The following is a 25,112-nucleotide window of genomic DNA, read 5'->3' on the forward strand; positions in this document are numbered from 1 at the left end:
TTTCAACACACTAAATAGCAAAAAAGTGGATTGACAAAGCCAAAAAAATGATATATTATATACCATATTTTTGAATAAGAATTTGTTTTGACAAAGGCGTCAAAGAGAAATGGATAGGTTAAGTGCCCCCTAATCCTCCTCTTTGACGCCTTTTTTACATATTAGAACACATTAAAAGCAATTGGAGGAGGAAATCGAAAGATGGCAGTAAAATACGTTTTTGTCACTGGCGGTGTTGTGTCAGGACTGGGAAAGGGAATCACAGCAGCTTCACTTGGGCGACTTTTAAAGGCAAGAGGTTTTCAGGTCACAATGCAGAAATTTGACCCTTACATCAACATTGATCCCGGAACCATGAACCCTATTCAGCATGGAGAAGTCTTCGTAACAGACGATGGAACTGAGACCGACCTGGATCTTGGCCATTATGAACGATTCATTGATGAAAGCCTGGATAAAAATTCCAATGTAACTACCGGAAAAATTTATTGGTCCGTTTTACAAAAAGAACGTCATGGAGACTTTGGAGGAGGAACCGTACAGGTAATCCCTCATATTACAAATGAAATCAAAAGCCGCTTCTATCGCGCAAAATCCCCGGATGAAAACAGGATTGCCATTATCGAAGTCGGCGGAACGGTAGGAGATATTGAAAGCCAGCCATTTCTGGAATCCATCAGACAGTTTCAGCATGATGTGGGACATGAAAATGCAATCCTTATTCATGTAACCTTGATTCCATACCTGAAAGCTTCAGGAGAAATGAAAACAAAACCAACCCAGGCCAGTGTCAAGGAGCTTCAGGCAATGGGAATCCAGCCGGATGTTCTGGTATGCAGAAGTGAATATCCGCTGACCGACGATCTGAGAGCCAAAATTGCCCTGTTCTGTAACGTGCCGGTAAGCCATGTACTTCAGAATCTGGATGTAGAGTATCTGTATGAAGCCCCACTTGCGATGGAACGTGAAAAACTGGCAGATGTGGTCATGCAGTCATTGGGACTTGAAAAAAGAAAACCAGACCTTACGGACTGGGAAGCTATGGTAGAAAATCTCCGCCATCCGGATAAAACTGTAAACATTGCTATGGTAGGAAAATATACCCAGCTTCATGATGCATACCTCAGTGTGGTGGAAGCTCTGAAACATGGCGGAATCGCATGCAAGGCGAAAGTAGAGATTACCTGGATTGATTCCGAAGAGTTAAACGAGAAGAACCTGGATCAGAGGCTTTACCAGGTAGATGGAATCCTGGTTCCAGGTGGTTTCGGCGGAAGAGGAACAGAAGGAATGATCCTGGCTGCCCAGTATGCCCGCGTGCATAAGATCCCATACCTTGGAATCTGTCTTGGAATGCAGATGGCAATCGTAGAATTTGCCCGTCATGTACTTGGTTATGAAGATGCAAACAGCATTGAACTTGCACCAGAAACCACCAATCCGGTAATCGCCCTTATGCCAGACCAGGAAGATGTGGAAGATCTTGGAGGAACCCTGCGCCTTGGAAGTTATCCATGTGTGCTTGCGGATGGTTCTTTATCCCTGGAACTTTTCGGACAGAAAGAAATTCAGGAACGTCACAGACATCGTTATGAAGTTAACAATGCATATCGCAAAGAACTGGCAGAAAAAGGCATGACCATAGCAGGAACTTCTCCTGATGGTCACATTGTGGAAATGATCGAGATTCCGGCAAACCCATTCTTTGTAGGAACCCAGGGACATCCGGAGTTCAAATCAAGACCGAACCATGCTCACCCGCTGTTCCGTGGATTTATCCAGGCAGCTGTAGATAAAGTAAACAAAGAGGAAACTCTTAATCAACAATAGAAAGGATGAGGAAAATGAAAGAAGTGATAAAGGAAAGGCAGGGACTTTACCGTCAGGAATTTGAACATGATAACTGCGGTATCGGTGCAGTTGTCAATATCAAAGGCAAAAAATCCCATGATACAGTTGCCAACGCATTGCGGATTGTAGAGAATCTGGATCATCGTGCCGGAAAAGATGCAGAAGGCAAAACAGGTGATGGCGTTGGTATCCTCCTTCAGATTTCCCATAAATTTTTTAAGAAAGCATGTAAAAAAGAGGGAATCGAAATCGGCCAGGAAAGAGAATATGGTATTGGCCAGTTCTTTTTCCCACAGCACGAGATCAAACGTGCCCAGGCAAAAAAAATGTTTGAGATCATTGTGGAAAAAGAGGGACTGGAGTTCCTTGGCTGGAGAGAAGTTCCGGTAGTTCCGGAGGTTCTTGGACATAAGGCAAGAGAGTGCATGCCATGCATTATGCAGGCATTTATCAAAAAGCCGGATGATCTGGAAAAAGGCATCGCATTTGACCGTAAACTGTATATTGCCCGCCGTGAGTTTGAACAGAGTAATGACAACACTTACGTATGTTCTATGAGCAGCCGTACGATTGTTTATAAAGGTATGTTTCTGGTTGGACAGCTTCGTACATTTTTCTCTGATCTTCAAAGCCTTGATTATGAATCTGCGATTGCATTGGTACATTCCCGTTTCAGTACCAACACAAATCCAAGCTGGGAGAGAGCACATCCAAACCGTCTGATCGTGCACAATGGTGAGATCAACACTATCCGGGGAAACGCAGATAAGATGCTGGCAAGAGAGGAAAATATGGAGTCCCCATACTTAGAAGGGGAAATGCAGAAAATCCTTCCGGTAGTCAACCGAAATGGTTCCGATTCTGCAATGCTCGATAATACGCTGGAATTCCTTACCATGAGCGGCATGGATCTTCCTCTTGCAGTGATGATCACCATTCCGGAGCCATGGGCAAATAACGATACCATTTCCCAGGAAAAACGTGACTTCTATCAGTATTATGCCACTATGATGGAGCCATGGGATGGACCTGCATCTATTCTTTTCTCAGATGGAGATGTGATGGGTGCAGTGCTTGACCGTAACGGTCTTCGTCCGTCCAGATATTACGTAACATCCGATGGCTGCATGATCCTTTCTTCTGAGGTTGGAGTATTGCCGGTACCGGAAGAGAAAATCATATTAAAAGAGCGTCTTCATCCTGGAAAAATGCTTCTGGTAGATACGGTTCAGGGCAAGATCATCGATGATAACGAATTAAAAGAGATGTATGCGAAGAAACAGCCATACGGCGAATGGCTGGACAGCAATCTGGTACATTTAAAAGATATTAAGATTCCAAACGAAAGAATGGAAGAATATACAGAGGAACAGCGTTCTCGTCTTCAGAAGGCTTTCGGATACACTTACGAGCAGTATCGTACTTCTATCCGAAACATGGCGTTAAATGGTGCTGAGAGCATTGGCGCAATGGGTGTGGATACACCGTTGGCAGTATTTTCCAAACAGAACAGACCGCTTTTTGACTACTTCAAACAGCTTTTTGCACAGGTAACCAATCCGCCGATCGATGCGATCCGTGAGGAGATTGTCACCAGCACAAGCGTTTATGTTGGAAAAGACGGAAACCTTCTGGAGCAGATTCCGGAGAACTGCAAGGTATTAAAGATTAACAATCCGATCCTTACCAATACAGATATGCTGAAAATTAAGGAAATGCATCACGAAGGCTTCAAGGTGGCTGTTGTCTCCACTCTTTATTATAAGAGCACAAAGCTGGAGCGTGCTATTGACCGTCTGTTTGTGGAAGTTGATAAAGCATACAGGGACGGTGCCAATATTCTGGTACTTTCCGACAGAGGCGTGGATGAAAACCATATGCCGATTCCGTCTCTGCTGGCTGTTTCTGCAGTACATCAGCATCTTGTAAAGACGAAAAAGAGTACTTCTCTTGCTATTATCCTGGAATCCGGCGAGCCGAGAGAGGTTCATCATTTTGCTACTCTTCTGGGCTATGGCGCAAGTGCAGTCAACCCATATCTGGCATTGGAGACAATCCATGAGCTGATTGATACCCATATGTTGGACAAGGATTATTATGCAGCTGTAGACGATTATAATCATGCAGTTATCAGCGGTATTGTTAAGATTGCTTCCAAGATGGGTATTTCTACAATCCAGTCTTATCAGGGATCTCAGATTTTCGAGGCAATTGGTGTATCTCAGGATGTTATCGATAAATATTTCACAGGTACTGTAAGCCGTGTTGGAGGCATTACACTGGAAGATATTGAGGAGAATGTAGAAAAGCTTCATTCAGAAGCATTTGACCCGTTAGGACTTACCACAGACCTTACTCTGGATAGTGTGGGTGCCCACAAAATGAGAAGCCAGGGAGAAGAGCACCGTTACAATCCGGCAACCATTCATCTCCTTCAGCAGTCTACAAGAACAGGCAGCTATGAGATGTTCAAACAGTATACAGATCTTGTGGATAAGGAAAATCACGGCAATCTTCGTGCGCTTATGGACTTTAAGTATGCAGAAAATCCTATCCCTCTTGAAGAGGTGGAGAGTGTTGATGAAATCGTAAAGCATTTTAAGACTGGTGCCATGTCCTATGGTTCCATTTCTCAGGAAGCACATGAGACACTTGCTATTGCAATGAACCATCTTCATGGAAAATCAAATACCGGTGAGGGCGGTGAAAGCAATGAAAGACTGGATTCAGCAGGAACAAAAGATGACAGATGTTCTGCGATCAAACAGGTAGCCAGTGGTCGTTTCGGTGTTACCAGCCGTTATCTGGTATCTGCAAGAGAAATCCAGATCAAAATGGCACAGGGCGCAAAACCTGGTGAAGGTGGACATCTTCCGGCGAAGAAGGTTTATCCATGGGTTGCGAAAACCCGTCACTCCACACCTGGTGTTTCTCTGATCTCCCCGCCGCCGCATCACGATATCTATTCCATCGAGGACCTGGCAGAGCTGATTTATGACCTGAAAAATGCAAATAAATATGCAGATATTTCTGTAAAGCTGGTTTCTGAGGCTGGCGTTGGTACGGTTGCAGCCGGAGTTGCAAAGGCTGGTGCACAGGTAATCCTGATTTCCGGATATGATGGAGGTACTGGTGCAGCACCCAGAAGCTCCATTCACAATGCAGGACTTCCATGGGAGCTTGGACTTGCTGAAACCCATCAGACACTGCTTATGAACGGACTTCGTAACCGTGTCCGCATTGAGACAGACGGTAAACTGATGAGCGGTCGTGATGTTGCAATTGCAGCACTTCTTGGTGCAGAGGAATTCGGTTTTGCTACAGCACCTCTTGTAACTATGGGCTGTGTAATGATGAGAGTCTGCAATCTGGACACCTGCCCGGTTGGTGTAGCTACCCAGAATCCGGAGCTGAGAAAGAGATTCAAAGGCAAACCGGAATATGTTGAGAACTTTATGAAATTTATTGCCCAGGAGCTTCGTGAATATATGGCAAAACTGGGTGTGAGAAGCCTGAAAGAGATGGTAGGACGCACAGATCTTCTGGTTGCTACAGATGCAGTTGATGAGCCACACAAAGGTAAAGTAGACCTTAGTGCAATCTTGAACAATCCATATGCAAAAGTTGGCAGCGAGGTAACCTTTGATCCGAAAGCAGAGTACAATTTCCAGCTGGAGAAGACTCTGGATGAGAAAGTTCTTGTGAAGAAATGCAGTCGCGCAATTCATGGCGGTGAGAAGACCAGATTTTCGGTAGAAGTAAAGAACACAGACCGTGCATTTGGAACAATCCTTGGTGCGGAGATTACCAGAAATAATAAAAACGGACTGCCGGAAGACACGGTAGAGATTGATTGTACAGGAGCCGGAGGACAGAGCTTTGGTGCCTTTATCCCGAAGGGTCTTACTCTGAAGCTTACCGGCGACTGCAACGACTACTTTGGAAAGGGTCTTTCCGGTGGCAAGCTGATCCTGAAGACTCCGGAAAATGCCGGTTACAAAGCAGAAGATAACATTATTGTCGGCAACGTTGCTCTTTATGGTGCAACTAGTGGAACTGCCTTTATTAACGGTATGGCAGGTGAGCGTTTTGCAGTTCGTAACTCTGGTGCCAATGCAGTTGTGGAAGGAGTGGGAGAGCACGGCTGTGAGTACATGACCGGTGGTCGTGTGGTAGTTCTTGGAAGAACCGGTAAAAACTTTGCAGCAGGTATGAGCGGCGGTATCGCTTATGTTCTGGATGTGGAAAATGTTCTTTATAAGAACTTAAATAAAGCGATGATTTCTATTGAAAAAGTAGACAATAAATATGACAAAAAAGAACTGAAAAATCTGATCGAAGCACATGTAGCTGCAACGGGATCGGAGCTTGGACAGAAGGTTCTGGATCAGTTTGACATGTATCTGCCTCACTTCAAAAAACTCATTCCAAATGAGTACAAGAAGATGATCACATTAAGTGCAAAGCTTGAGGAAAAAGGTCTGAACAGTGAGCAGGCGCAGATGGAAGCATTCTACGAAAGCATAGGAGTTAAGCATTAAGGAGGCAGAAGATCGTGGGAAAACCGACTGGATTTTTAGAATATAACAGAGAGACGGCAAAGGTTCTGCCGCCAAAAGTAAGAATTGCCAATTTCAAGGAGTTCCGTACTCCTCTTAATAAAGAGAAACAAAAACTTCAGGGAGCACGCTGCATGGCTTGCGGCGTTCCCTTCTGCCAGGCAGGCATGATGATCGGCGGCATGGCTTCCGGATGTCCGCTTCACAACCTGGTGCCAGAGACAAATGATCTGGTATTTACCGGAAACTGGAAACAGGCGTTTCTTCGTCTGAACAAGACACACAGCTTCCCGGAATTTACCTCCCGTGTGTGCCCTGCACTTTGCGAGGCAGCCTGTACCTGCAACTTAAATGGAGAGCCTGTTTCCACTAAGGAAAATGAACGTGCCATCATTGAGACTGCATATGCAGAAGGCTGGGTTGTTCCACAGCCTCCGAAGGTTCGTACAGGAAAGACCATAGCAGTTATCGGAAGCGGTCCTTCCGGACTTGCAGCAGCACAGCAGTTAAACAGAAGAGGTCACAATGTAACTGTATTCGAAAGAAGTGACCGGATCGGCGGACTTCTTCGTTACGGCATTCCAAATATGAAGCTGGAGAAATCTGTGATCGACAGAAGACTGAAGCTGATGGAAGCTGAGGGTGTGAAATTTGTGACAAATACAAATGTTGGAGTGGATATTACAGCAGAGGAACTTTTGAAGAAATATGACCGTGTAATCCTTTGTTGCGGAGCTTCCAATCCCCGTGATATTAAAGTGCCGGGAAGAGATGCAAAGGGAATTTATTTTGCAGTAGACTTCTTGAAAAAAGTCACCAAAACTCTTCTGGACAGCGATTTTACCAAAGCTCCTTATGAAGAGGCAAGAGGCAAACATGTGCTGGTAATTGGCGGTGGTGATACCGGAAATGACTGTGTGGGTACTTCCGTACGTCTCGGCGCCAAATCTGTAACACAGCTGGAAATGATGCCAATGCCGCCAACAGAGCGTGCTGCTTCCAATCCATGGCCGGAATGGCCAAAGGTCTTAAAAACAGACTATGGCCAGGAAGAAGCAATTGCAGTGTTTGGACATGACCCCCGGGTTTACCAGACAACCGTTACTGAATTTATCAAAGATAAAAACGGAAATGTCTGCCAGGCCCGGATCGTAAAGCTGAAAAGCGAGAAAGATGCCAAAACAGGCCGTATGATGATGGTTCCGGTAGAGGGGACGGAAGAAGTGATCCCTGCAGACCTGGTACTGATCGCAGCTGGTTTCCTTGGAAGCCAGAAATATGTGACTGATGCATTTAAGGTTGCAACAACTGCAAGAACTAACGTAGAGACAAAACCGGAAGCTTATGAGACCAGCGTACCGCGGGTTTTCACAGCAGGAGATATGCACAGAGGCCAGTCTCTGGTAGTATGGGCAATCCGTGAAGGAAGAGAAGCCGCAAAGGCAGTGGATGAATCCCTGATGGGATATTCTTATCTGTAAATTGGCAAAAAAATGCTTTGTGGAATAATACCTGCTGAATCGCTGTCGGGAAAATAAAAAAGAGAGTATATAAAAAGTATGGTCGGGGGCAAACTAAATTTGCTCCCGATTTTCCGTTCTGATACAAAAGATTTATTTTGTACATCATTTTATACAACGCTGATATGGTAAAGTGGTAAAAAATAAGTTGACAAAGCATGACCTCATTGCTATAATTACCTCCATGAACAAGGGCGTTCTTCAGAAGGGTATCTTTTTGAAGTGCGCCTTTTTTGTTTAAATAAGTCATGCGTAATGGATGGATGAGGGCATGAGAGTGAAAGAAGGAGAGAACACCATGGGGAATTACACCAGAGAAGAAGTGTTACAGATGGCAGAAGACGAGGATGTAGAATTCATTCGTCTTCAGTTTACCGATATGTTCGGTACTTTGAAAAATATTGCGATTACAGCTCGGGAGCTCCCCCGGGCACTGGATAATGAATATGTAGTAGACAGCTCCTACATTGCCGGAATAGCAGGGGAGAAAGAGCCGGATATGTATTTACATCCGGACTATAATACTTTCACCATTCTTCCGTGGCGTCCGCAGCAGGGAAAGGTAGCCAGACTGCTCTGTGATATCTACCGCTCAGATGGAACGCCGCTTGAGAAAAGCCCGAGATATATTCTGAAACAGGTGGTAGAGATGGCTGCTAAGGAAGGCTATGTTTGTGAAGTGGATCCGGAATGTGAGTTTTTCTTATTTCACACAGATGATAACGGAGTTCCCACTACACTGACTCATGAAAAAGCTGGATATCTGGATATCAGCCCGCTGGATCTGGGAGAAAATGCAAGACGTGATATGGTTCTGAATCTGGAAGATATGGGATATGAAATTGAATCTTCCCATCATGAAACCGCTCCGGCACAGCATGAGATTGATTTTAAATTTTCCGGTGCAAATGAAATGGCTGACTGTGTGATGACTTTCAAAATGGCAGTCCGCACCATTGCAAAACGGCATGGACTTCATGCAACCTTTATGCCAAAGCCGAGAGCTGAGGTGAATGGTTCCGGTATGCACATTCATTTTGCATTGTATAAAGATGGAAAAAATATATTTGCTGATCCTGATGATGTAAATGGTCTCAGCGAGGATGCTTATCATTTTATCGGTGGTCTTCTTGCACATAGTGAAGAGATGGCCGCCATTACCAATCCGCTTGTGAATTCCTACAAGAGACTTGTACCTGGCTATGATGCTCCTACAGAACTGACCTGGACAAAGAATAACCAGAACTCTCTGATCCGTATTTCCAATTTAAGATCAGACAGCCTGGCAATCGAGCTTCGAAGCCCAGATGCATCTGCAAATCCTTACCTTGTGTTTGCTGTTTGCATTGCAGCCGGTCTGGATGGAATTCAGCAGAAATTATATCCTACCAAGGCATCGGATCGTTCTTTTTCCGAATCTGACCAGAAAGCTATGAATATTGGAAATCTTCCGCTGAACCTGGATGATGCCCTTACACATTTCGAGAATAGCACCTGGATCCAGAGTGTACTTGGTAAAAAGTTCTGTGAGGAATATGCAGCTGCCAAGAAGGAAGAATGGCTGAATTATATGAGACAGGTAAGCGAGTGGGAAATCAGCCAGTATTTATACAAGATTTAAGATAAGAGAGTAGCATGGTATGAACAGCAGCATTGTAATTGCATTACCGAAAATCGATGACGCAAAGAAAATACGTACCATATTGAACCGGCACGGTTTTTCTGTAGCTGCGGTATGTTCAACTGCTTCAACAGCACTTGCCAGCATGAGTGAGTTGGACGGAGGTATTCTGATCTGTGGTTATAAGCTGACGGACCGGTATTACCGGGATGTGCTGGAAGATATTCCTTCATATTTTGAAATGCTGTTGCTGGCATCTGGAAGAGTGATTGCGGAAGCGCCTACATCCGTCCTTACTGTGGAAATGCCAATGAAAGTCAGCGACCTGGTAAACACGGTGGATATGATGTTGTCCCAGATCGAGCGGCGGCTAAAAAAAGAGAAGAAGAAACCGAAAACGCGTTCCTGGAAAGAGCAGAATTACATTTCCAACGCAAAGTTTCTTCTTATGGAGCGAAACCATTTAAGCGAAGAAGATGCATACCGGTACATTCAGAAATGCAGTATGGATTCCGGGACAAATATGGTAGAGACAGCTCAGATGGTTCTGATGCTGTTATATGATGAGGTATAGTCTAAGGCAGAATTCTAATCCTGTTGTATAGGATTTTTCAGAAATTCTGGCTGGGGTTTTTATAAGATATATTTTTATGATTTTAGGAAATGGAGGATGAGGAAATGGAGTTTTTGGATGGAAGCTGGAAAAAAGAAGTGAGCAGCTGGGATGCACTGATGGGAGAAGAACTTCTGAATCAGGAAGCCATCCTGGAGGGCGCCATTCACAGTATCCGCAACATGGGAGATGTTGCATTTGTAATTATCAGAAGAAGAGAGGGTCTGTTTCAGACCGTTTTAGTAAATGAGGATGTTGATTTTTCCATTCATGATCTGAAAGAAGGCATGACAGTAAGAGTAAAAGGTGTTGTAAATAAAGAAGAGAGAGCGCCTCATGGCAGAGAGCTTCACATTCGTGAAATTCAGGTGCTGTCTTCTCCGGCTGAACCTCTTCCTCTTGCAATCGATAAATGGAAGCTGAATACTTCTCTGGAAGCCAAATTAAATTACCGTTCCCTTTCCCTCCGCAATATTCAGGAGCGCGCAAGATTTAAAATCCAGGAAGCTTTGACAAGGGCTTTTCGTGATTATCTCTATGAAAATGGATTTACGGAAATCCATACGCCGAAGATCGGAGCCAGAGGTGCTGAGGGAGGCGCGAACCTGTTTAAACTCAGCTATTTCCATAAACCGGCTGTTCTGGCTCAGAGCCCACAGTTTTACAAACAGATGATGGTGGGAGTTTTTGACAGAGTATTTGAGACCGGACCTGTTTTCCGTGCTGAGAAACATAACACCAAAAGACATTTAAATGAATATACGAGTCTTGATTTTGAGATGGGCTATATTGATAGCTTTGAAGAGATCATGGCTATGGAGACTGGCTTTTTGCAGTATGCAATGAAGCTTTTAAAAGAGGATTATGCAAAAGAACTGGAGATCCTGAAGGTTGAGCTTCCAGATGCTTCCAGGATTCCGGCAGTTCGTTTTGATGTGGCAAAAGAGCTGGTTGCGAAGAAATACAACCGTCAGATCCGTAATCCATTTGATCTGGAGCCGGAGGAGGAAGCCCTGATTGGTCAGTATTTTAAAGAAGAATATAATGCGGATTTTGTTTTTGTTACCCATTATCCATCTAAGAAGCGTCCGTTCTACGCAATGGATGATCCAGAGGATACCAGATTTACGTTAAGCTTTGACCTGCTTTTCCATGGCCTTGAGATCACAACAGGAGGACAGAGAATTCACGATTACAATGCCCTTCTGAAAAAGATAGAGGACAGAGGTATGGAGACAGAAGGAATGGAACAGTATCTGGATACATTTAAATACGGTATGCCTCCTCATGGTGGTCTTGGAATCGGTCTGGAGCGTCTTACCATGCAGCTTCTCGGGGAGGAAAATGTCCGTGAGGCATGCCTGTTCCCAAGAGACCTGAACAGACTGGAGCCATAAAAAAGCTGATTTTTCAGACAGGCTCGAGTGTGGAGCGTAATAATTTCTGTGCAGGAGGATGAGAAAATGGCAAAACAGATTGACGATGAAACCATGGAAAATGTCTGCATTCTTGCAAAACTTTCCCTTACAGAAGAAGAGAAGGAAAAGGCAAAAAAAGATATGCAGGAAATGCTTGATTATGTAGATAAGCTGGATGAACTGGATACATCCAGTGTTGAACCAATGTCCCATATTTTTGGCGACCAGAATGTATTTCGTGAGGATGAAGTTACAAATGGTGACAACAGCGAGGCAATGCTTGCAAATGCGCCAAAAGCCAAAGAAGGACAGTATCAGGTTCCAAAGACCATAGGATAGGAGACATTCACATGGAATTAGAAAAATTAACAGCCTTACAGCTGGCTGATAAGATTAAAAAACATGAGGTCAGTGTTCTGGACGGCGTCAAGGATGTCTTTTCTAAAATAGAGGAAAAAGATAACAGAATCCACGCATATCTGGACACTTATAAAAAAGAAGCGTATGCAAGAGCAAAAGAGGTGGAAAAAGGCATTGAGGACGGAACTTATACCAGTCCTCTTGCCGGTGTTCCCATTGCTATCAAAGATAACATTTGTGTACAGGGAAAACCTACTACCTGTGCGTCAAAAATTCTGGAAGGATTTGTTCCCCAGTATCAGGCAGAGGTGATCAGCCGGCTTGAAAAAGCAGGAATGATCATTATCGGAAAAACAAATATGGATGAGTTTGCCATGGGAAGTACGACGGAAACTTCTGCCTATGGCATTACCAGAAATCCATGGAATACAGAGCATGTTCCAGGCGGCTCCTCAGGCGGCTCCTGTGCAGCTGTAGCAGCAGGAGAGGCTTATCTGGCACTGGGCTCTGATACAGGAGGTTCCATCCGTCAGCCAAGCTCTTATTGTGGTGTAACAGGAATGAAGCCTACTTATGGTACGGTTTCCCGTTATGGGCTGGTTGCATATGCCTCTTCTCTGGATCAGATCGGACCGATTGGAAAAGATGTGGCAGATTGCGCAGCACTTCTGGAAGTGATCGCTGGCCATGATCCGAAAGACAGTACTTCCATTGACCGAAAAGACCTGGATTTTTCCAGTGAGATGACAGATAAGATTACAGGAATGAAATTTGGTGTTCCGAAGGAATATCTGTCAGAGGGAATTTCGCCAGAGGTAAAAGATGCCTTTATGGAAACCCTGAAAGTGCTGACCCAGATGGGAGCAATTGTAGAATTTTTCTCTGTCAAAACTATGGAATATATGATTCCGGCATACTATATTATTGCCAGCGCAGAAGCAAGCTCCAACCTGGAGCGCTTTGATGGCGTAAAATATGGCTATCGTGCAAAAGAATATGACGGTCTTCATGATATGTATAAACGTACTAGAACGGAGGGCTTTGGAGAAGAAGTAAAACGTCGTATCATGCTTGGTTCCTTTGTTTTAAGCTCTGGTTATTACGATGCTTATTATCTGAAAGCCCTGCGCACCAAAGCACTTATTAAAAAAGAGTTTGATCAGGCTTTCGAAAAATACGACGTGCTTCTTGCCCCGGCAGCTCCTTATACAGCGCCGAAAATCGGAGAAAGCTTAAAAGACCCTATGGCAATGTACCTTGGGGATATTTATACAGTTGCCGTAAATCTTTGCGGACTTCCAGGAATTACAGTTCCCTGCGGAAAAGACAGTGCCGGACTTCCAATCGGAATCCAGATGATCGGAGACTGTTTTATGGAAAGGAAGATCCTTCGTGCTGCCCATGCCTATGAAAGCGTAAGAGGGAATTTTGGAACACCAGAGGAAGGAGGTAAGAGAGCATGAAACAGTATGAGACTATTATCGGACTTGAGGTTCATGTAGAACTTGCCACCAGAACAAAGATTTTCTGCGGCTGCTCCACAGCATTTGGAGGGGCACCCAATACCCACACCTGTCCGGTGTGTACTGGTATGCCAGGTTCTCTTCCGGTATTAAACAAAAAGGTGGTAGAATTTGCCCTGCGCGCAGGCCTTGCCACAAACTGCAGCATCAATCAGTATTGCAAATTTGACCGTAAGAACTATTTTTATCCGGATAATCCGCAGAACTACCAGATTTCCCAGCTGTATCTGCCAATCTGCCATGATGGATTTGTGGAGATCGAGACAGAAGCTGGTAAGAAAAAAGTCCGGATCCATGAGATGCATATGGAGGAGGACGCAGGTAAGCTGATCCATGATGAGTGGGAGGACTGCTCTTTGGTAGATTACAACCGAAGCGGTGTTCCTCTGATCGAGATCGTTTCTGAGCCGGATATGAGAAGTGCAGATGAGGTTATCGCTTATCTGGAGAAGCTTCGTTGTACCATGCAGTATCTGGGTGTTTCCGATTGTAAGCTTCAGGAGGGCTCCATGCGTGCTGATGTGAACCTTTCTGTGAGAGTGGCAGGAAGCGATACACTTGGAACCAGAACAGAGATGAAGAACCTGAACTCTTTTAAGGCCATAGCACATGCTATTGAGGGCGAAAGAGAGCGTCAGATCGAGCTTCTGGAGATGGGTAAAAGCGTTACCCAGGAGACCAGAAGATGGGATGACAATAAAGAGTCTTCTCATGCAATGCGTTCTAAGGAGGATGCAAAGGATTACCGCTATTTCCCGGATCCAGATCTTCCGCCGATCCATATTTCTGATGAGTGGATCGCAAAAATCAGAACTGAGCTGCCGGAGTTCCGGGAGGAGAAGGCTGCCCGTTATCAGAGTGAGTTTGGTCTTCCGGAGTATGATTCCCAGATTCTTACAGAGTCCAGACATCTGGCTGCTTTGTTTGAAGATGTGGCTACGCTGAGCGGCAATCCGAAAAAGGCGGCAAACTGGTTTATGGTGGAAGTGCTTCGTCTTATGAAGGAAAAAGGCATTGAGGCTGAGAAGTTAAGATTTACACCGCAGCATCTTGCAGATCTTCTCACAATGGTCGATAAGAAGGAGGTAAGCCCACAGAATGCCAAGAAGGTATTTGAAAAGGTATTTGATGAGGATGTTGATCCGGTAGCTTATGTGGAAGAGCATGGCTTAAAGATCGTGGAGGATACCGGGCTTCTTAGCAGCACCATCAGCAGGATTCTGGATGAGAACCCTGGACCGCTGTCTGAGCTTCTTGGAGGTAAAGAGAAGGTTATGGGCTTCTTTGTCGGTCAGATCATGAAGGAAATGAAGGGCAAGGCAAACCCGGCAAGCGTGAGAGAGGCGCTGCTGGCTGAGGTTGAGAAGAGAAAGTAGATTTACAGGAGGATAATCAGATGGTTACCGTTAATCATAATTATTTAAAACTGCCAGGAAGCTATCTTTTTTCTACAATTGGAAAAAAAGTGCGTGCCTATAAAGAAGAGAATCCGGATAAAGAGGTGATCAGCCTTGGTATTGGTGATGTGACACAGCCGCTGGTTCCGGCTATTATTGATGCTCTTCACGGGGCAGTCGAGGAGATGGCTCACGCAGAGACTTTTCACGGTTATGCGCCAGATCTTGGGTATGAATTTCTGAGAAGGGCAATCGCAAAGAACGATTACCAGGACAGAGGATGCAATATTGCAGCAGATGAGATTTTTGTTTCTGATGGTGCGAAAAGTGATTCTGGTAATATTCAGGAGATTTTTGGAACAGACAATAAGGTTGCTGTGTGTGACCCGGTTTATCCGGTTTATGTGGATACCAATGTTATGGCGGGCCGTACCGGAGAGTATAATACGGTTCGTGAAAATTTTGACGGTGTGATCTATATGCCATGCCGCAAGGAGAATGGATTTTTGCCGGAGCTTCCATCAGAAGTGCCGGATCTGATCTATCTTTGCTTTCCAAATAATCCGACCGGTTCTGCTATTACAAAGGATGAACTGCAGAAATGGGTGGATTATGCCAACAAAAATGGCTGTGTGATTATTTATGATGCAGCTTATGAGGCTTATATCTCTGAGGAAAATGTACCGCACAGTATTTATGAGTGCGAGGGTGCGAGAACATGCGCGATTGAACTTCGAAGCTTTTCCAAGAATGCCGGATTTACTGGTGTTCGTCTTGGATTTACGGTTATTCCGAAGGAACTGGTACGAGATGGGGTATCACTTCACAGTCTGTGGGCAAGACGTCACGGCACCAAGTTTAACGGTGCTCCTTATATTGTACAGAAGGCAGGAGAGGCTGTCTATTCTGAGGCAGGTAAGGCTCAGCTGAAGAATCAGGTTGGCTATTATATGAGAAATGCAAAGCTGATCCATGATGAGCTGACAAAAGCTGGCTTCTCTGTTTCCGGTGGTGTGAACGCGCCTTATATCTGGCTGGAAACACCGGATAAAATGACTTCCTGGGAGTTTTTTGATTATCTCCTTAAAAATGCAAATGTGGTTGGTACGCCAGGTTCTGGTTTTGGTTCTCATGGAGAGGGCTATTTCCGTCTGACTGCGTTTGGAACTTATGAGAATACTCTGAAAGCCATTGACAGGATCAAGAGTTTGTAATTATAATTGAAGAAAGCTGAAAAACAGGGCGCATCTCTGGCGAAAGCTGGGGATGTGCCCTTTTACGAAGGAGGAGTCTGGATATGAAGATCAATCGTATTGAGCATATGTGTGAGGGGAATGGACATGTGATTATCAAGGAGCTGCTGGATGAGCAGCAGTTAAATGGGAAGTGTGGGCTTTATGCAGAGGTGACTCTGGAACCGGGATGTTCTCTTGGTTTTCATATGCATTATGGGGAGAGTGAGACCTATTATATTCTGACCGGGGAAGGGGAATATAATGACAATGGGACTTCCTGGAGACATGTGAAAGCAGGCGATATTACCTTTACACCAGATGGAAGAGGTCATGGACTGGCGAATACGGGGAATACGGATCTGGTGTTTATGGCGTTGATTATTAAAGATTGAGAGTGTTGCTATGCTCGCAAACCTGCCGAAAATCCCCAAGCCCCACAAGCAGTACCCGCTGCCACCTCCCCTGTGTATCGGTTGGAACTGGTTCAAATGTGGTATGACTTATCACTTTGGCGAGCGGGGCTCGCAAAACGATTGCGGGGGTGTGGCAAAGGGAAAAGTATAGAAAAATATTTAGGAGTTTAGAAATGAATCATACAGCAGAGAAATTACTTACATTTATCAAAGAGAGCCCTACTGCATTTCAGGCAGTGGAGATGATGAAAACAAGATTTACGGAGAATGGATTTACAGAGTTAAAGGAAGATGAGCACTGGGAGATAAAAAACGGTGGGAAGTATTTTGTGATCCGGAATCATTCGGCAATCATTGCATTTACCGTGCCGGAGGTTTCCAGCGACGTGTTCCATATTATTGCAAGCCACAGTGATTCCCCGTCTTTGAAGATCAAGGAGAATCCAGAGATGGTGGAAAATGGGTATGTGAAGCTGAATGTGGAACTTTATGGTGGTGCGCTTCTGGCTCCCTGGTTTGACCGCCCCCTTTCTGTGGCTGGACGTCTGATCGTGAAGGAGGATGAACAGATTTGTGAGAAGCTTGTGATTGTGGACAAGGATATGTTGATGATCCCGAATCTGGCTATCCATATGAATCGTGAGGCGAACAGCGGTTATAAGTATAATGTGCAGAAGGATATGCTTCCTCTTTATGGCCTGGAGAGCGCTAAGGGATCTTTCTTTAAAACTGTGGCAGAGGCAGCAGGGGTGAAAGAAGAGGACATTCTGGGACATGATCTGTTCCTTTATAACCGCATGCCTGGTACGGTTTGGGGCAGTGAGGAGGAATTTGTCTCTGCGCCAAGACTGGATGATCTGCAGTGCGCTTTTTCCTCTATGGAAGGACTGATTGCTGGAAAAAATGAGAAGAGCATCTGTGTACATATGGTAATGGATAATGAAGAGGTGGGAAGCGGCACCAGGCAGGGGGCTGCATCTACTTTCCTTCGGGATACCCTCCTTCGCATTAATCTGGGGCTTGGAAGAAGCTACGAGGATTATCTGATCTCTCTGGCAAAGAGCTTTATGATCTCTGCGGATAATGCACATGCGATTCATCCGAACTACCCTGAGAAGGCGGATCCGGTGAACCGACCGCATATTAATGCCGGAATTGCGGTGAAGTATAATGCGAACCAGAAGTACTGCACAGATGGTATTTCGGCAGCGATGTTTAAGGAACTCTGTAAAGAGGCAGGGGTATCCTGTCAGGTTTACGTGAATCGTTCGGACGTAGCCGGCGGCTCCACTCTGGGAAATATTTCCAATACGCAGGTGGCTTTAAATACAGTAGATATTGGACTGCCGCAGCTGGCTATGCATTCTCCTTATGAGACTGCCGGTGTGAAAGATACCTGCGACTTTGTAAAGCTTGCGGGGGTATTTTATGCCTGATAACATTTTCGAAAGAAGTTATAAAAGTGCTTCTTCTACAGGAAGCAGACAGCAGATTCACAAAAAAGCAGTGTTTTTTGATGCTGATGGTACGATCTGTGATATTGAAAAGGGGACACCGGCCAGTGCTGTAGAGGCGATTACAAAACTGGTGAAGAATGGTCATCAGGCATGGCTGTGTACAGGAAGAAGCAGGGCGTTTGTGCCTGATTATCTGGAACAGATCCCTTTTACAGGAATGATCAGTGCCTGTGGATGTACCATTGAGAAAGATGGCAAAAGGCTTTTTAACAAGGAGATGACCACGGAGGCAGCATGGCATTCGGTGGAGGTGCTTCGGAAATATGGCATGATTCCGGTGATGGAGGGTGCTGATTGGATGTACTACGATAAGGATGAGTATAATACAGATATTAACTGGTATGCTGATCTGATCACAAAGGCTCTGGGGGCTAAGTGGCGTCCTGTTAAGGGGTATGAACACGACCTTCATATTAATAAGATCAGTTCTAAGATCGTGCCGGGAAGTGATCCTGAGAAGGCCTGTGCGGAGCTTGAGGACTATTATGAGTTTATTGGCCATGTAGGGGAAGGTCTTGCCGGGGATACCATTGAGATGATCCCGAAAGGCTTTTCCAAGGCTGTTGGCATTGCAGCTGTATGCAGGATTTTTGATATTGCACATGAGGATACCATTGTATTTGGTGACAGCAATAATGACCTGTCTATGTTCGAATATGCAAAGACGAAGGTGGCAATGGGAAATGCGGCATCCGGAATCAAGAAGCTGGCTGATTACGTGACAACGGATATTTTTCATTATGGAATTAAAAACGGGTTGGAGCACCTGGGATTGATTTAGATGTTACTTTAGATCATTTCAGACAATTCGCGTACTCCGAGATAAGGGTAAAGGATAAAATATGGCAGAGCAATTAAATTACCAATGTAAATTTGAAAAATACAAAGAAGAGCTGATCAGATTGCGGCGTCATTTCCACAGGCATCCGGAACTGGGGCTTCAGGAGTTTGAGACATCTGCTTTTATACAGGAGTATCTGGGAAAATTAGGCTATCGGTTTCGGATTGTGGAGCCTACGGGGATCATTGCGGAGCATCCCTGTCAGGATGAGGCAGCTTTTGCCGGCAAAAAGAAAGTTGTGCTTCGCGCAGAGATGGATGCACTTCCTATACAGGAACAAACCGGACTGTCTTACGCATCGGAAAATGCCGGAGTCATGCATGCCTGTGGTCATGATGGCATCGTGGCTTCGGCGTTGGTGCTGGCGAGGATTCTGGCGGAAGAGGGAGAGGATTTTCCAGTGCGGATGCGGTTTCTTTTTGAACCTGCTGAAGAAATCGGTGAAGGTGCAAAGCGAATGCTGGCAGCAGGTGCCCTTGATGGAGAACCAGATATTTTTCTCATGTTTCATTACGCAGTGGATCAGTCTTTTGGAATGGCAGTGCATGAGGGACAGGCTTCGGCTATGATCAATGGCATGGAAATCCGTGTTCATGGAAAATCCAGCCACTGGTGTGAGGCTCATAAAGGAATTGACAGTATTTATGCGGCTTCTCTGGTGGTAAAAGCCCTTCATGATCTTAATGAAACATATAAAGGAAAAGGTCCCTGCCTAATCGGAATCGGAACCATTCATGGTGGAGAATACTCTAATATTATTACAGATCTTGTGACTCTTCGGGGAAATATCCGGGCTGCTTATGAAGAAGATTACCAGGCGCTGGATAAGCGGCTGAAGGAAACCCTGAATGAAATAGAAGCAAAGACGGGAACAAGGATCGAGTTGGAATATCCAAAGCCTGCAGTTCTGCCTTTTGCAAATGATCCGGAGCTTACCAGGATTGCGGAAACTGCAGGAAGGAAGATATTTGGAGAGCAGTTTCTTCTGGAAGGCGAGGAGCAGCTGTTTTTGTCCGGAGACAATGCCTATCGGTATTTTTTACATACAAAGGGCTTGTTCAGTGTATTTCTGGCAGGAATTCCTGATAAGGGTTATCCGCTGCATCATCCGAAATTTCAGATTGATGAGGATATTTTGCCATATAGCCTGGAGGCGTTGTATGAGATACTGTCTGGCATTGACAGGGATATGTAGCAGAATCCATTAAATCAATCCTAAACTTTTGCAAATGAACAGCCAGATAGTGAGAGTAAAAGCACTGAATAATGTAGTGAGCATAATGACACCGGAGGAAAAAGACCCTTCGTGCCCCATGTTTTTTGCCATGATATAACAGCTTACTGTGGTAGCAGAACCAAGCATGATCAGAATGGCAACCAGCTTGTCATGGGTAAATCCAAGTCTGACAGCAACTGGAAGAAAAATGGTGCAAAAGCCGATCAGCTTCATAAAAGTGCAGGCGATAGTTGCTTTTAATCTGGAAAAAGCTTTTCCAAAATGAAGGGCACCACCCATGGCCATCAGTCCAAGAGGTGTGGCTGTTTTTCCGAGGTTATTGACAGTACTGGAAAGGATCGTTGGAAGAGGCAGACGAAGGACAGACCAGATAAGACCTGCCAGGATTCCAAGAATAATAGGGTTGCTGGCAATTCCTTTTAAGGTTTTTAGGAGCATCTGTTTGTTCATTCCCTGATTGTCAGGCTTCATAAAAGAGAGAACCATGACTGCCATTACATTATAGAGAGGAACGCTTGCTATGATCATAAGAGGTGCCATACCGGCATCTCCATAAAGGTTCTGGATGATAGCAATGCCGAGGATTGCCGCGCTGCTGCGGTAAGAGGCCTGGACAAATTCTCCCTGTATGTCCCTTGGATTCAGCAGGAAGGAAAGACCGATAGAAATGGCAATGCTGCAAAACGTAGCGCCAAAACAAAAGAGAACAAACTTTGTATCCCAAACTTTAATAAAATCTGATTCAGCCACATTCATAAACAAAAGTGCGGGTAAGGCTGCCTTGAATACAAATTTGTTCATCTGTGCAACAAAGGAATCATCATAAAGATTAATTTTTCGAAGAAAATAACCCAGCATGAGGGTCAAAAAAATAGGAATGGTTGCATTGAGGCAAAAAATCAGATTATCCATAAATAATTCACCTTTCTAAGTTTGTCGACATGTTGCTGTTCATTCTGTTCACAGTAACCCCGACATATCTTTTTTGATTATAAACTTTTTCCAATAATTGTCAAATTTTGTTTTCTGTGGTATCGTAAGAATGAAAGGCAACGAATGGAGGAGAAATATGAGATACGGTAAGATTCGCGTAGAAGATGGAAATCTGATCTTTTTCAGACATATGATACAGAATAATCTTCCTTGCAGAGATATTGTCTGGGCGTATATCCATCGGGAAGGCGAAAATGCAGAAGAAGCAGTGAAGCAGATGATCTCTAATTATCTGGTGATCATTACCAGGAGAAAGAAGCGATATCAGTTTGAGATGACGGAGCATGAGGCACAGGACTGCCTGCGGATTCTGAAACTTTTCAATCCGGAAATGGCTACCGGATTTCCTAAGGGCGGACGGATTACGATGCAGAGTCTTTCCAATACAAGAGATCTTGGGGCGATCGCCACAAAGGATGGGCGTCATATCCTTCCCAGAAAGCTTATTCGAAGCGGAAATCTTTATCATGCTTCTATGGCTGATCAGCATGTTTTGCAGGAGGACTGCAAGCTGAAGACCGTGATTGATCTCAGAGACCAGCTGGAACGAAATGAAAGACCGGACATTGTGGTAAAGGGAGTGGAATATTATCACATCCCCATGATCGATGAAGAGACTATCAGCGATTCTCCGAAAAGTGTTTTGGGAATACTGCAGACAAATGATATGTTGAAAAAGGTTCTGGAGTATGATGGCGATATAGAGAGTCTGATCGAGCAGCAGTATGAGAATTTTGTAAGGGATCAGTATTCAGTGAAACAATGTGCCAGATTTATGGATGTATTGCTGCATCACGAAAATGGTGCTGCTCTCTGGCACTGCAGCTTCGGAAAAGACAGAGTGGGGGTAGTGACAGCCCTTCTTCTTTGTGCTCTTGGAGTTCACAGAGATGTGATCCGGGAGGATTTTATACGTTCCAATGTGTGCCTGGCAGGAGAACTGGATTATATGCTGCGTTACCTTGAGGCAAACAGACTGGACAGTATTGCAAATGTAAATAAAGTATCAGCGCTTTTCAGGGTAAAAGAAGAATATCTGGACAGAATGTTTCGGACGATTTATGCGGAATATGGAAATGTGGAGCGTTTTTTGAGAAGAGGACTTTATCTGAACCAAAAGACAGTGACAGACCTGCAGAGTAAATATCTGATATAAAATATTTACGTAAAATATAGATACTTCATACTGTGTAAATATGTTAATAGTGAAATGAAAGTGTGTTATATGAATAAAAATGCTTTAATGCTATAAAACATTAAAACTTTTTTGAAGTGTAGCATTGACAAAATAAATTATGTTGTTATAATGATAACCATATCAATCTGAAGCACGAAAGCAGGATTATATTTATGCAAAATAAGATTTTATCTTTACTAGTTGACAACACGTCAGGTGTACTCAGCCGGATCGCCGGAATGTTCAGCCGTCGTGGTTATAATATTGACAGTATCACTGCCGGAGTTACAGCGGATGTGAATTATACCCGCATTACAGTAGTGTGCAGCGGAGATGACGCAATTCTTGATCAGATTGTGAAACAGCTTGCGAAGCTTGTTGATGTAAGGGATATCAAAGTTCTGGATCCATCTGACAGCGTAGTTCGTGAGACTGTTCTTGTGAAGGTTGCAGCCGCACCGGAGCAGAGACAGGGAATTGTTTCCATTGCGGATATTTTCCGTGCCAAGGTTGTAGATGTGAGCAAGGATTCTCTCATTGTAGAAATGACAGGCAGCAAGACCAAGCTGGAGGCATTTATTAATCTTATGGGAGATTACGAGATTCTGGAACTGGCACGTGCCGGTGTTATGGGTCTTGAGAGAGGCTCTCATGGGGTGAAATTTTTGTAATTGCGGAAGCGCTGATCAGGCAGATGCCGCAGGAGGCAATCCGCCACAGGCGGAGAATTCTGAAGGCAGGATTATTTATTTGGTTTGCTAAGGGGCGTATTTCTGGAATGAATAATCATACACAGGATATGCATATATATTCCCTTAACGATATATATTTTTAAGTTTTAACACAGTAGGAGGAAACGAAAATGTCAGCAAGAATTTTTTACCAGGAAGATTGTAATCTCTCTTTATTAGATGGAAAAACAATCGCAATTATCGGTTACGGCAGCCAGGGACATGCTCACGCACTGAACCTGAAGGAGTCCGGATGTGACGTCATTATTGGTCTTTATGAAGGCAGCAGATCCTGGAAGAGAGCTGAAGAGCAGGGATTTAAAGTATATACAGCAGCTGAGGCTGCAAAGAAGGCTGATATCATCATGATTCTGATCAATGATGAGAAACAGGCTGATATGTATAAGAAAGATATCGAGCCAAACCTTGAGGAAGGCAATATGCTTATGTTTGCTCATGGTTTCAACATTCATTTCGGATGTATTGTTCCGCCAAAGAATGTAGATGTTACCATGATTGCTCCAAAAGCACCAGGACATACAGTAAGAAGCGAGTATCAGGCTGGCAAAGGAACTCCTTGTCTGGTAGCTGTTGAGCAGGATTACACAGGAAAAGCACTTGACAAAGCACTTGCATACGGACTTGCTATTGGTGGTGCAAGAGCAGGACTTCTTGAGACTACATTCCGTACAGAGACAGAGACAGACCTTTTTGGAGAGCAGGCAGTACTTTGCGGTGGTGTTTGTGCACTTATGCAGGCTGGTTTCGAGACTCTTTGCGAGGCTGGTTATGACCCAAGAAATGCATACTTCGAGTGTATCCACGAAATGAAGCTGATCGTAGACCTGATTTATCAGTCAGGCTTCGCTGGAATGAGATATTCCATCTCCAACACAGCTGAGTACGGTGACTACATCACAGGACCGAAGATCATTACAGAAGATACAAAGAAAGCAATGAAGAAAATCCTTTCCGATATCCAGGATGGTACTTTCGCAAAAGACTTCCTGCTTGATATGAGCCCAGCTGGACGTCAGGTTCATTTCAAAGCTATGAGAAAGAAAGCTTCTGAGCATCCATCTGAGAAAGTTGGCGAAGAAATCCGTAAACTCTACAGCTGGAACGGCGAAGATAAGCTTATTAATAACTAAGCAAAAAAATCCGGGGAAACCCGGATTTTTTTGCGCTACTTCGGTGTAGCGAAGCGGAATTTCTCTAGATTTCTGCCAGTTGTGTCAGAAGCTTCTGATTTTGGCTCCCTTTCTTGCATACAAATCCGATTTCCCTTGATGGGAAAGTCAGCCCCAGAGGCGCTTCCACAAGTATTTCTTTATTAAGATCATTTTGCACAAATTCTTTGATCACACAGGCAATTCCCAAGCCTACCTGCGCAAACTGGATTAAAAGATCCATGGAGCTGACTTCCAGAATGTGACCAAGCTGCATCTGGTGCTCATGAAGCATGGTATTGACGGACTGTCTGGTTATATTCTGTTCGTCAAGAAGCATGAAAGTAGCAGTGTGCTGAAGGGGTTCTGATGGAAAAAGCTGGTGCTGATTCTCCAGGTATTGATGTGTAGCGACAAAGGTATCCTGGATCTGCAGCAGAGGCAAAAATTCGTATCCGGATAGCTTCTGCGGTCGTCCGATCAGGCCGATGTCTATTTTGTCTTCTTCAAGAAGTTTCAGGGTCTGGTAGGTGGACTGGCAGGAGATTGTAATACGGATTTGCGGATTGGCAGCTATGAAATCTTTCAGCCTGGGCATAAGTACATATTTGCATAAAGTGGTGCTGGCACCGATGCGCAGCCTGGGAATCTCTCTGGAACGATTGTGAAGAATGGAATCTTCTCCTTCGGAAAGAAGGTCGAAGGCTCCTTTTGCTTTTTCATATAGAATCTGACCGTCAGGAGTGAGTGTTACGCCTCGGGAACTGCGCTTGAAAAGAGTGGTGTCCAGATTGCTTTCCAGCTTCTTAATGGCGCGGCTGATGGCAGGCTGGCTGATGTACAGCTCCTTAGCAGCAGTTGAGATATTGCCAGTGCGGCTGACTGTGTAAAATATATGATAAAGAGACAGATTTTCCTGCATAAATTCCTCCTGAAT

At 44.5% G+C, this 25,112-nt stretch carries 19 protein-coding genes; 17 read left to right on the forward strand and 2 right to left on the reverse strand.

The genetic code is table 11. The features are described 5' to 3' along the window. The first annotated feature begins 201 nt into the window (after positions 1 to 201). From PGQ38_RS03880 to PGQ38_RS03945, 14 genes are all read left to right on the forward strand, one after another. Positions 202 to 1,830 (forward strand): CTP synthase, encoded by a 1,629-nt coding sequence (locus tag PGQ38_RS03880; RefSeq protein ID WP_118578480.1) that lies wholly within the window; start codon positions 202 to 204, stop codon positions 1,828 to 1,830. Positions 1,831 to 1,844: 14 nt separating this feature from the next. Next, positions 1,845 to 6,392 carry a glutamate synthase large subunit gene (gene gltB, locus PGQ38_RS03885; protein ID WP_118578479.1) on the forward strand — a complete coding sequence of 1,516 codons (4,548 nt, stop codon included), beginning with the start codon at positions 1,845 to 1,847 and terminating at the stop codon, positions 6,390 to 6,392. 14 nt (positions 6,393 to 6,406) lie between these two features. Continuing rightward, positions 6,407 to 7,891 (forward strand): glutamate synthase subunit beta, encoded by a 1,485-nt coding sequence (locus tag PGQ38_RS03890; RefSeq protein ID WP_204452241.1) that lies wholly within the window; start codon positions 6,407 to 6,409, stop codon positions 7,889 to 7,891. Between the two features lie 337 nt (positions 7,892 to 8,228). Then, complete coding sequence (gene glnA / locus PGQ38_RS03895; RefSeq protein WP_148462972.1) at positions 8,229 to 9,551, forward strand: type I glutamate--ammonia ligase; 1,323 nt, start codon at positions 8,229 to 8,231, stop codon at positions 9,549 to 9,551. A gap of 19 nt (positions 9,552 to 9,570) precedes the next feature. After that, positions 9,571 to 10,125, forward strand: coding sequence for an ANTAR domain-containing response regulator (locus tag PGQ38_RS03900; RefSeq protein WP_118578478.1), 555 nt, complete (start codon positions 9,571 to 9,573; stop codon positions 10,123 to 10,125). Positions 10,126 to 10,229: 104 nt separating this feature from the next. After that, positions 10,230 to 11,561, forward strand: a complete 1,332-nt coding sequence (gene aspS, locus PGQ38_RS03905) for an aspartate--tRNA(Asn) ligase (RefSeq protein WP_148462913.1) — start codon at positions 10,230 to 10,232, stop codon at positions 11,559 to 11,561. Positions 11,562 to 11,627: 66 nt separating this feature from the next. Then, positions 11,628 to 11,921 (forward strand): Asp-tRNA(Asn)/Glu-tRNA(Gln) amidotransferase subunit GatC, encoded by a 294-nt coding sequence (gatC, locus tag PGQ38_RS03910; protein ID WP_118578476.1) that lies wholly within the window; start codon positions 11,628 to 11,630, stop codon positions 11,919 to 11,921. Positions 11,922 to 11,932: 11 nt separating this feature from the next. Further along, positions 11,933 to 13,405, forward strand: a complete 1,473-nt coding sequence (gatA, locus tag PGQ38_RS03915; protein WP_187565696.1) for an Asp-tRNA(Asn)/Glu-tRNA(Gln) amidotransferase subunit GatA — start codon at positions 11,933 to 11,935, stop codon at positions 13,403 to 13,405. Continuing rightward, positions 13,402 to 14,841 (forward strand): Asp-tRNA(Asn)/Glu-tRNA(Gln) amidotransferase subunit GatB, encoded by a 1,440-nt coding sequence (gene gatB / locus PGQ38_RS03920; protein WP_204452239.1) that lies wholly within the window; start codon positions 13,402 to 13,404, stop codon positions 14,839 to 14,841. Before gatA ends, gatB begins: the two co-directional genes overlap by 4 nt. Positions 14,842 to 14,861: 20 nt before the next feature. Next, positions 14,862 to 16,076 (forward strand): LL-diaminopimelate aminotransferase, encoded by a 1,215-nt coding sequence (locus PGQ38_RS03925; protein ID WP_204452237.1) that lies wholly within the window; start codon positions 14,862 to 14,864, stop codon positions 16,074 to 16,076. A gap of 83 nt (positions 16,077 to 16,159) precedes the next feature. Next, complete coding sequence (locus tag PGQ38_RS03930) at positions 16,160 to 16,489, forward strand: cupin domain-containing protein (RefSeq protein WP_118578473.1); 330 nt, start codon at positions 16,160 to 16,162, stop codon at positions 16,487 to 16,489. 194 nt (positions 16,490 to 16,683) lie between these two features. Then, positions 16,684 to 17,946, forward strand: coding sequence for a M18 family aminopeptidase (locus PGQ38_RS03935; protein WP_204452236.1), 1,263 nt, complete (start codon positions 16,684 to 16,686; stop codon positions 17,944 to 17,946). After that, entirely contained in the window at positions 17,939 to 18,808 is an 870-nt protein-coding gene (locus PGQ38_RS03940) for an HAD-IIB family hydrolase (RefSeq protein WP_207758489.1), read from the forward strand. The genes PGQ38_RS03935 and PGQ38_RS03940 overlap by 8 nt, the downstream gene beginning before the upstream one ends. A 61-nt stretch (positions 18,809 to 18,869) precedes the next feature. Next, positions 18,870 to 20,063, forward strand: coding sequence for a M20 metallopeptidase family protein (locus PGQ38_RS03945; RefSeq protein WP_204452234.1), 1,194 nt, complete (start codon positions 18,870 to 18,872; stop codon positions 20,061 to 20,063). A 9-nt stretch (positions 20,064 to 20,072) separates the two neighbouring features. Here PGQ38_RS03945 and PGQ38_RS03950 read toward each other — a convergent pair whose 3' ends face one another. Continuing rightward, the gene (locus PGQ38_RS03950; protein ID WP_204452232.1) at positions 20,073 to 21,017 is read right to left on the reverse strand and encodes an AEC family transporter; all 945 of its coding nucleotides are present in this window, start codon (positions 21,015 to 21,017) and stop codon (positions 20,073 to 20,075) included. A gap of 157 nt (positions 21,018 to 21,174) precedes the next feature. On the opposite strand from PGQ38_RS03950, the gene PGQ38_RS03955 reads away from it, so the two are divergent. From PGQ38_RS03955 to ilvC, 3 genes are all read left to right on the forward strand, one after another. Continuing rightward, complete coding sequence (locus PGQ38_RS03955) at positions 21,175 to 22,254, forward strand: tyrosine-protein phosphatase (RefSeq protein WP_270430852.1); 1,080 nt, start codon at positions 21,175 to 21,177, stop codon at positions 22,252 to 22,254. 194 nt (positions 22,255 to 22,448) lie between these two features. Further along, entirely contained in the window at positions 22,449 to 22,946 is a 498-nt protein-coding gene (gene ilvN, locus PGQ38_RS03960; protein ID WP_118578468.1) for an acetolactate synthase small subunit, read from the forward strand. A 191-nt stretch (positions 22,947 to 23,137) separates the two neighbouring features. After that, positions 23,138 to 24,157: a ketol-acid reductoisomerase gene (gene ilvC, locus PGQ38_RS03965; RefSeq protein WP_118578467.1), complete on the forward strand. Its 1,020-nt coding sequence runs from the start codon at positions 23,138 to 23,140 to the stop codon at positions 24,155 to 24,157. 64 nt (positions 24,158 to 24,221) lie between these two features. Here the strand turns inward: ilvC and PGQ38_RS03970 are convergent, their stop codons facing one another. Continuing rightward, a complete protein-coding gene (locus PGQ38_RS03970) occupies positions 24,222 to 25,097 on the reverse strand; it encodes a LysR family transcriptional regulator (protein WP_270430854.1) in 876 nt (291 codons plus the stop codon). Between the last annotated feature and the right edge of the window lie 15 nt (positions 25,098 to 25,112).

It is taken from the genome of Blautia faecis (assembly GCF_027662325.1).
In the GTDB taxonomy this organism is placed as follows: Bacteria; Bacillota; Clostridia; order Lachnospirales; family Lachnospiraceae; genus Blautia_A; species Blautia_A faecis.

Bases quoted from the DNA above. Each gene is read 5' to 3' on its own strand.
- PGQ38_RS03880 (WP_118578480.1), top strand. From the start codon at position 202: ATGGCAGTAAAATACGTTTTTGTCACTGGCGGTGTTGTGTCAGGACTG.
- gltB (WP_118578479.1), top strand. From the start codon at position 1,845: ATGAAAGAAGTGATAAAGGAAAGGCAGGGACTTTACCGTCAGGAATTT.
- glnA (WP_148462972.1), top strand. From the start codon at position 8,229: ATGGGGAATTACACCAGAGAAGAAGTGTTACAGATGGCAGAAGACGAG.
- PGQ38_RS03900 (WP_118578478.1), top strand. From the start codon at position 9,571: ATGAACAGCAGCATTGTAATTGCATTACCGAAAATCGATGACGCAAAG.
- aspS (WP_148462913.1), top strand. From the start codon at position 10,230: ATGGAGTTTTTGGATGGAAGCTGGAAAAAAGAAGTGAGCAGCTGGGAT.
- gatC (WP_118578476.1), top strand. From the start codon at position 11,628: ATGGCAAAACAGATTGACGATGAAACCATGGAAAATGTCTGCATTCTT.
- gatA (WP_187565696.1), top strand. From the start codon at position 11,933: ATGGAATTAGAAAAATTAACAGCCTTACAGCTGGCTGATAAGATTAAA.
- gatB (WP_204452239.1), top strand. From the start codon at position 13,402: ATGAAACAGTATGAGACTATTATCGGACTTGAGGTTCATGTAGAACTT.
- PGQ38_RS03925 (WP_204452237.1), top strand. From the start codon at position 14,862: ATGGTTACCGTTAATCATAATTATTTAAAACTGCCAGGAAGCTATCTT.
- PGQ38_RS03930 (WP_118578473.1), top strand. From the start codon at position 16,160: ATGAAGATCAATCGTATTGAGCATATGTGTGAGGGGAATGGACATGTG.
- PGQ38_RS03935 (WP_204452236.1), top strand. From the start codon at position 16,684: ATGAATCATACAGCAGAGAAATTACTTACATTTATCAAAGAGAGCCCT.
- PGQ38_RS03940 (WP_207758489.1), top strand. From the start codon at position 17,939: ATGCCTGATAACATTTTCGAAAGAAGTTATAAAAGTGCTTCTTCTACA.
- PGQ38_RS03945 (WP_204452234.1), top strand. From the start codon at position 18,870: ATGGCAGAGCAATTAAATTACCAATGTAAATTTGAAAAATACAAAGAA.
- PGQ38_RS03950 (WP_204452232.1), bottom strand. From the start codon at position 21,017: ATGGATAATCTGATTTTTTGCCTCAATGCAACCATTCCTATTTTTTTG.
- PGQ38_RS03955 (WP_270430852.1), top strand. From the start codon at position 21,175: ATGAGATACGGTAAGATTCGCGTAGAAGATGGAAATCTGATCTTTTTC.
- ilvN (WP_118578468.1), top strand. From the start codon at position 22,449: ATGCAAAATAAGATTTTATCTTTACTAGTTGACAACACGTCAGGTGTA.
- ilvC (WP_118578467.1), top strand. From the start codon at position 23,138: ATGTCAGCAAGAATTTTTTACCAGGAAGATTGTAATCTCTCTTTATTA.
- PGQ38_RS03970 (WP_270430854.1), bottom strand. From the start codon at position 25,097: ATGCAGGAAAATCTGTCTCTTTATCATATATTTTACACAGTCAGCCGC.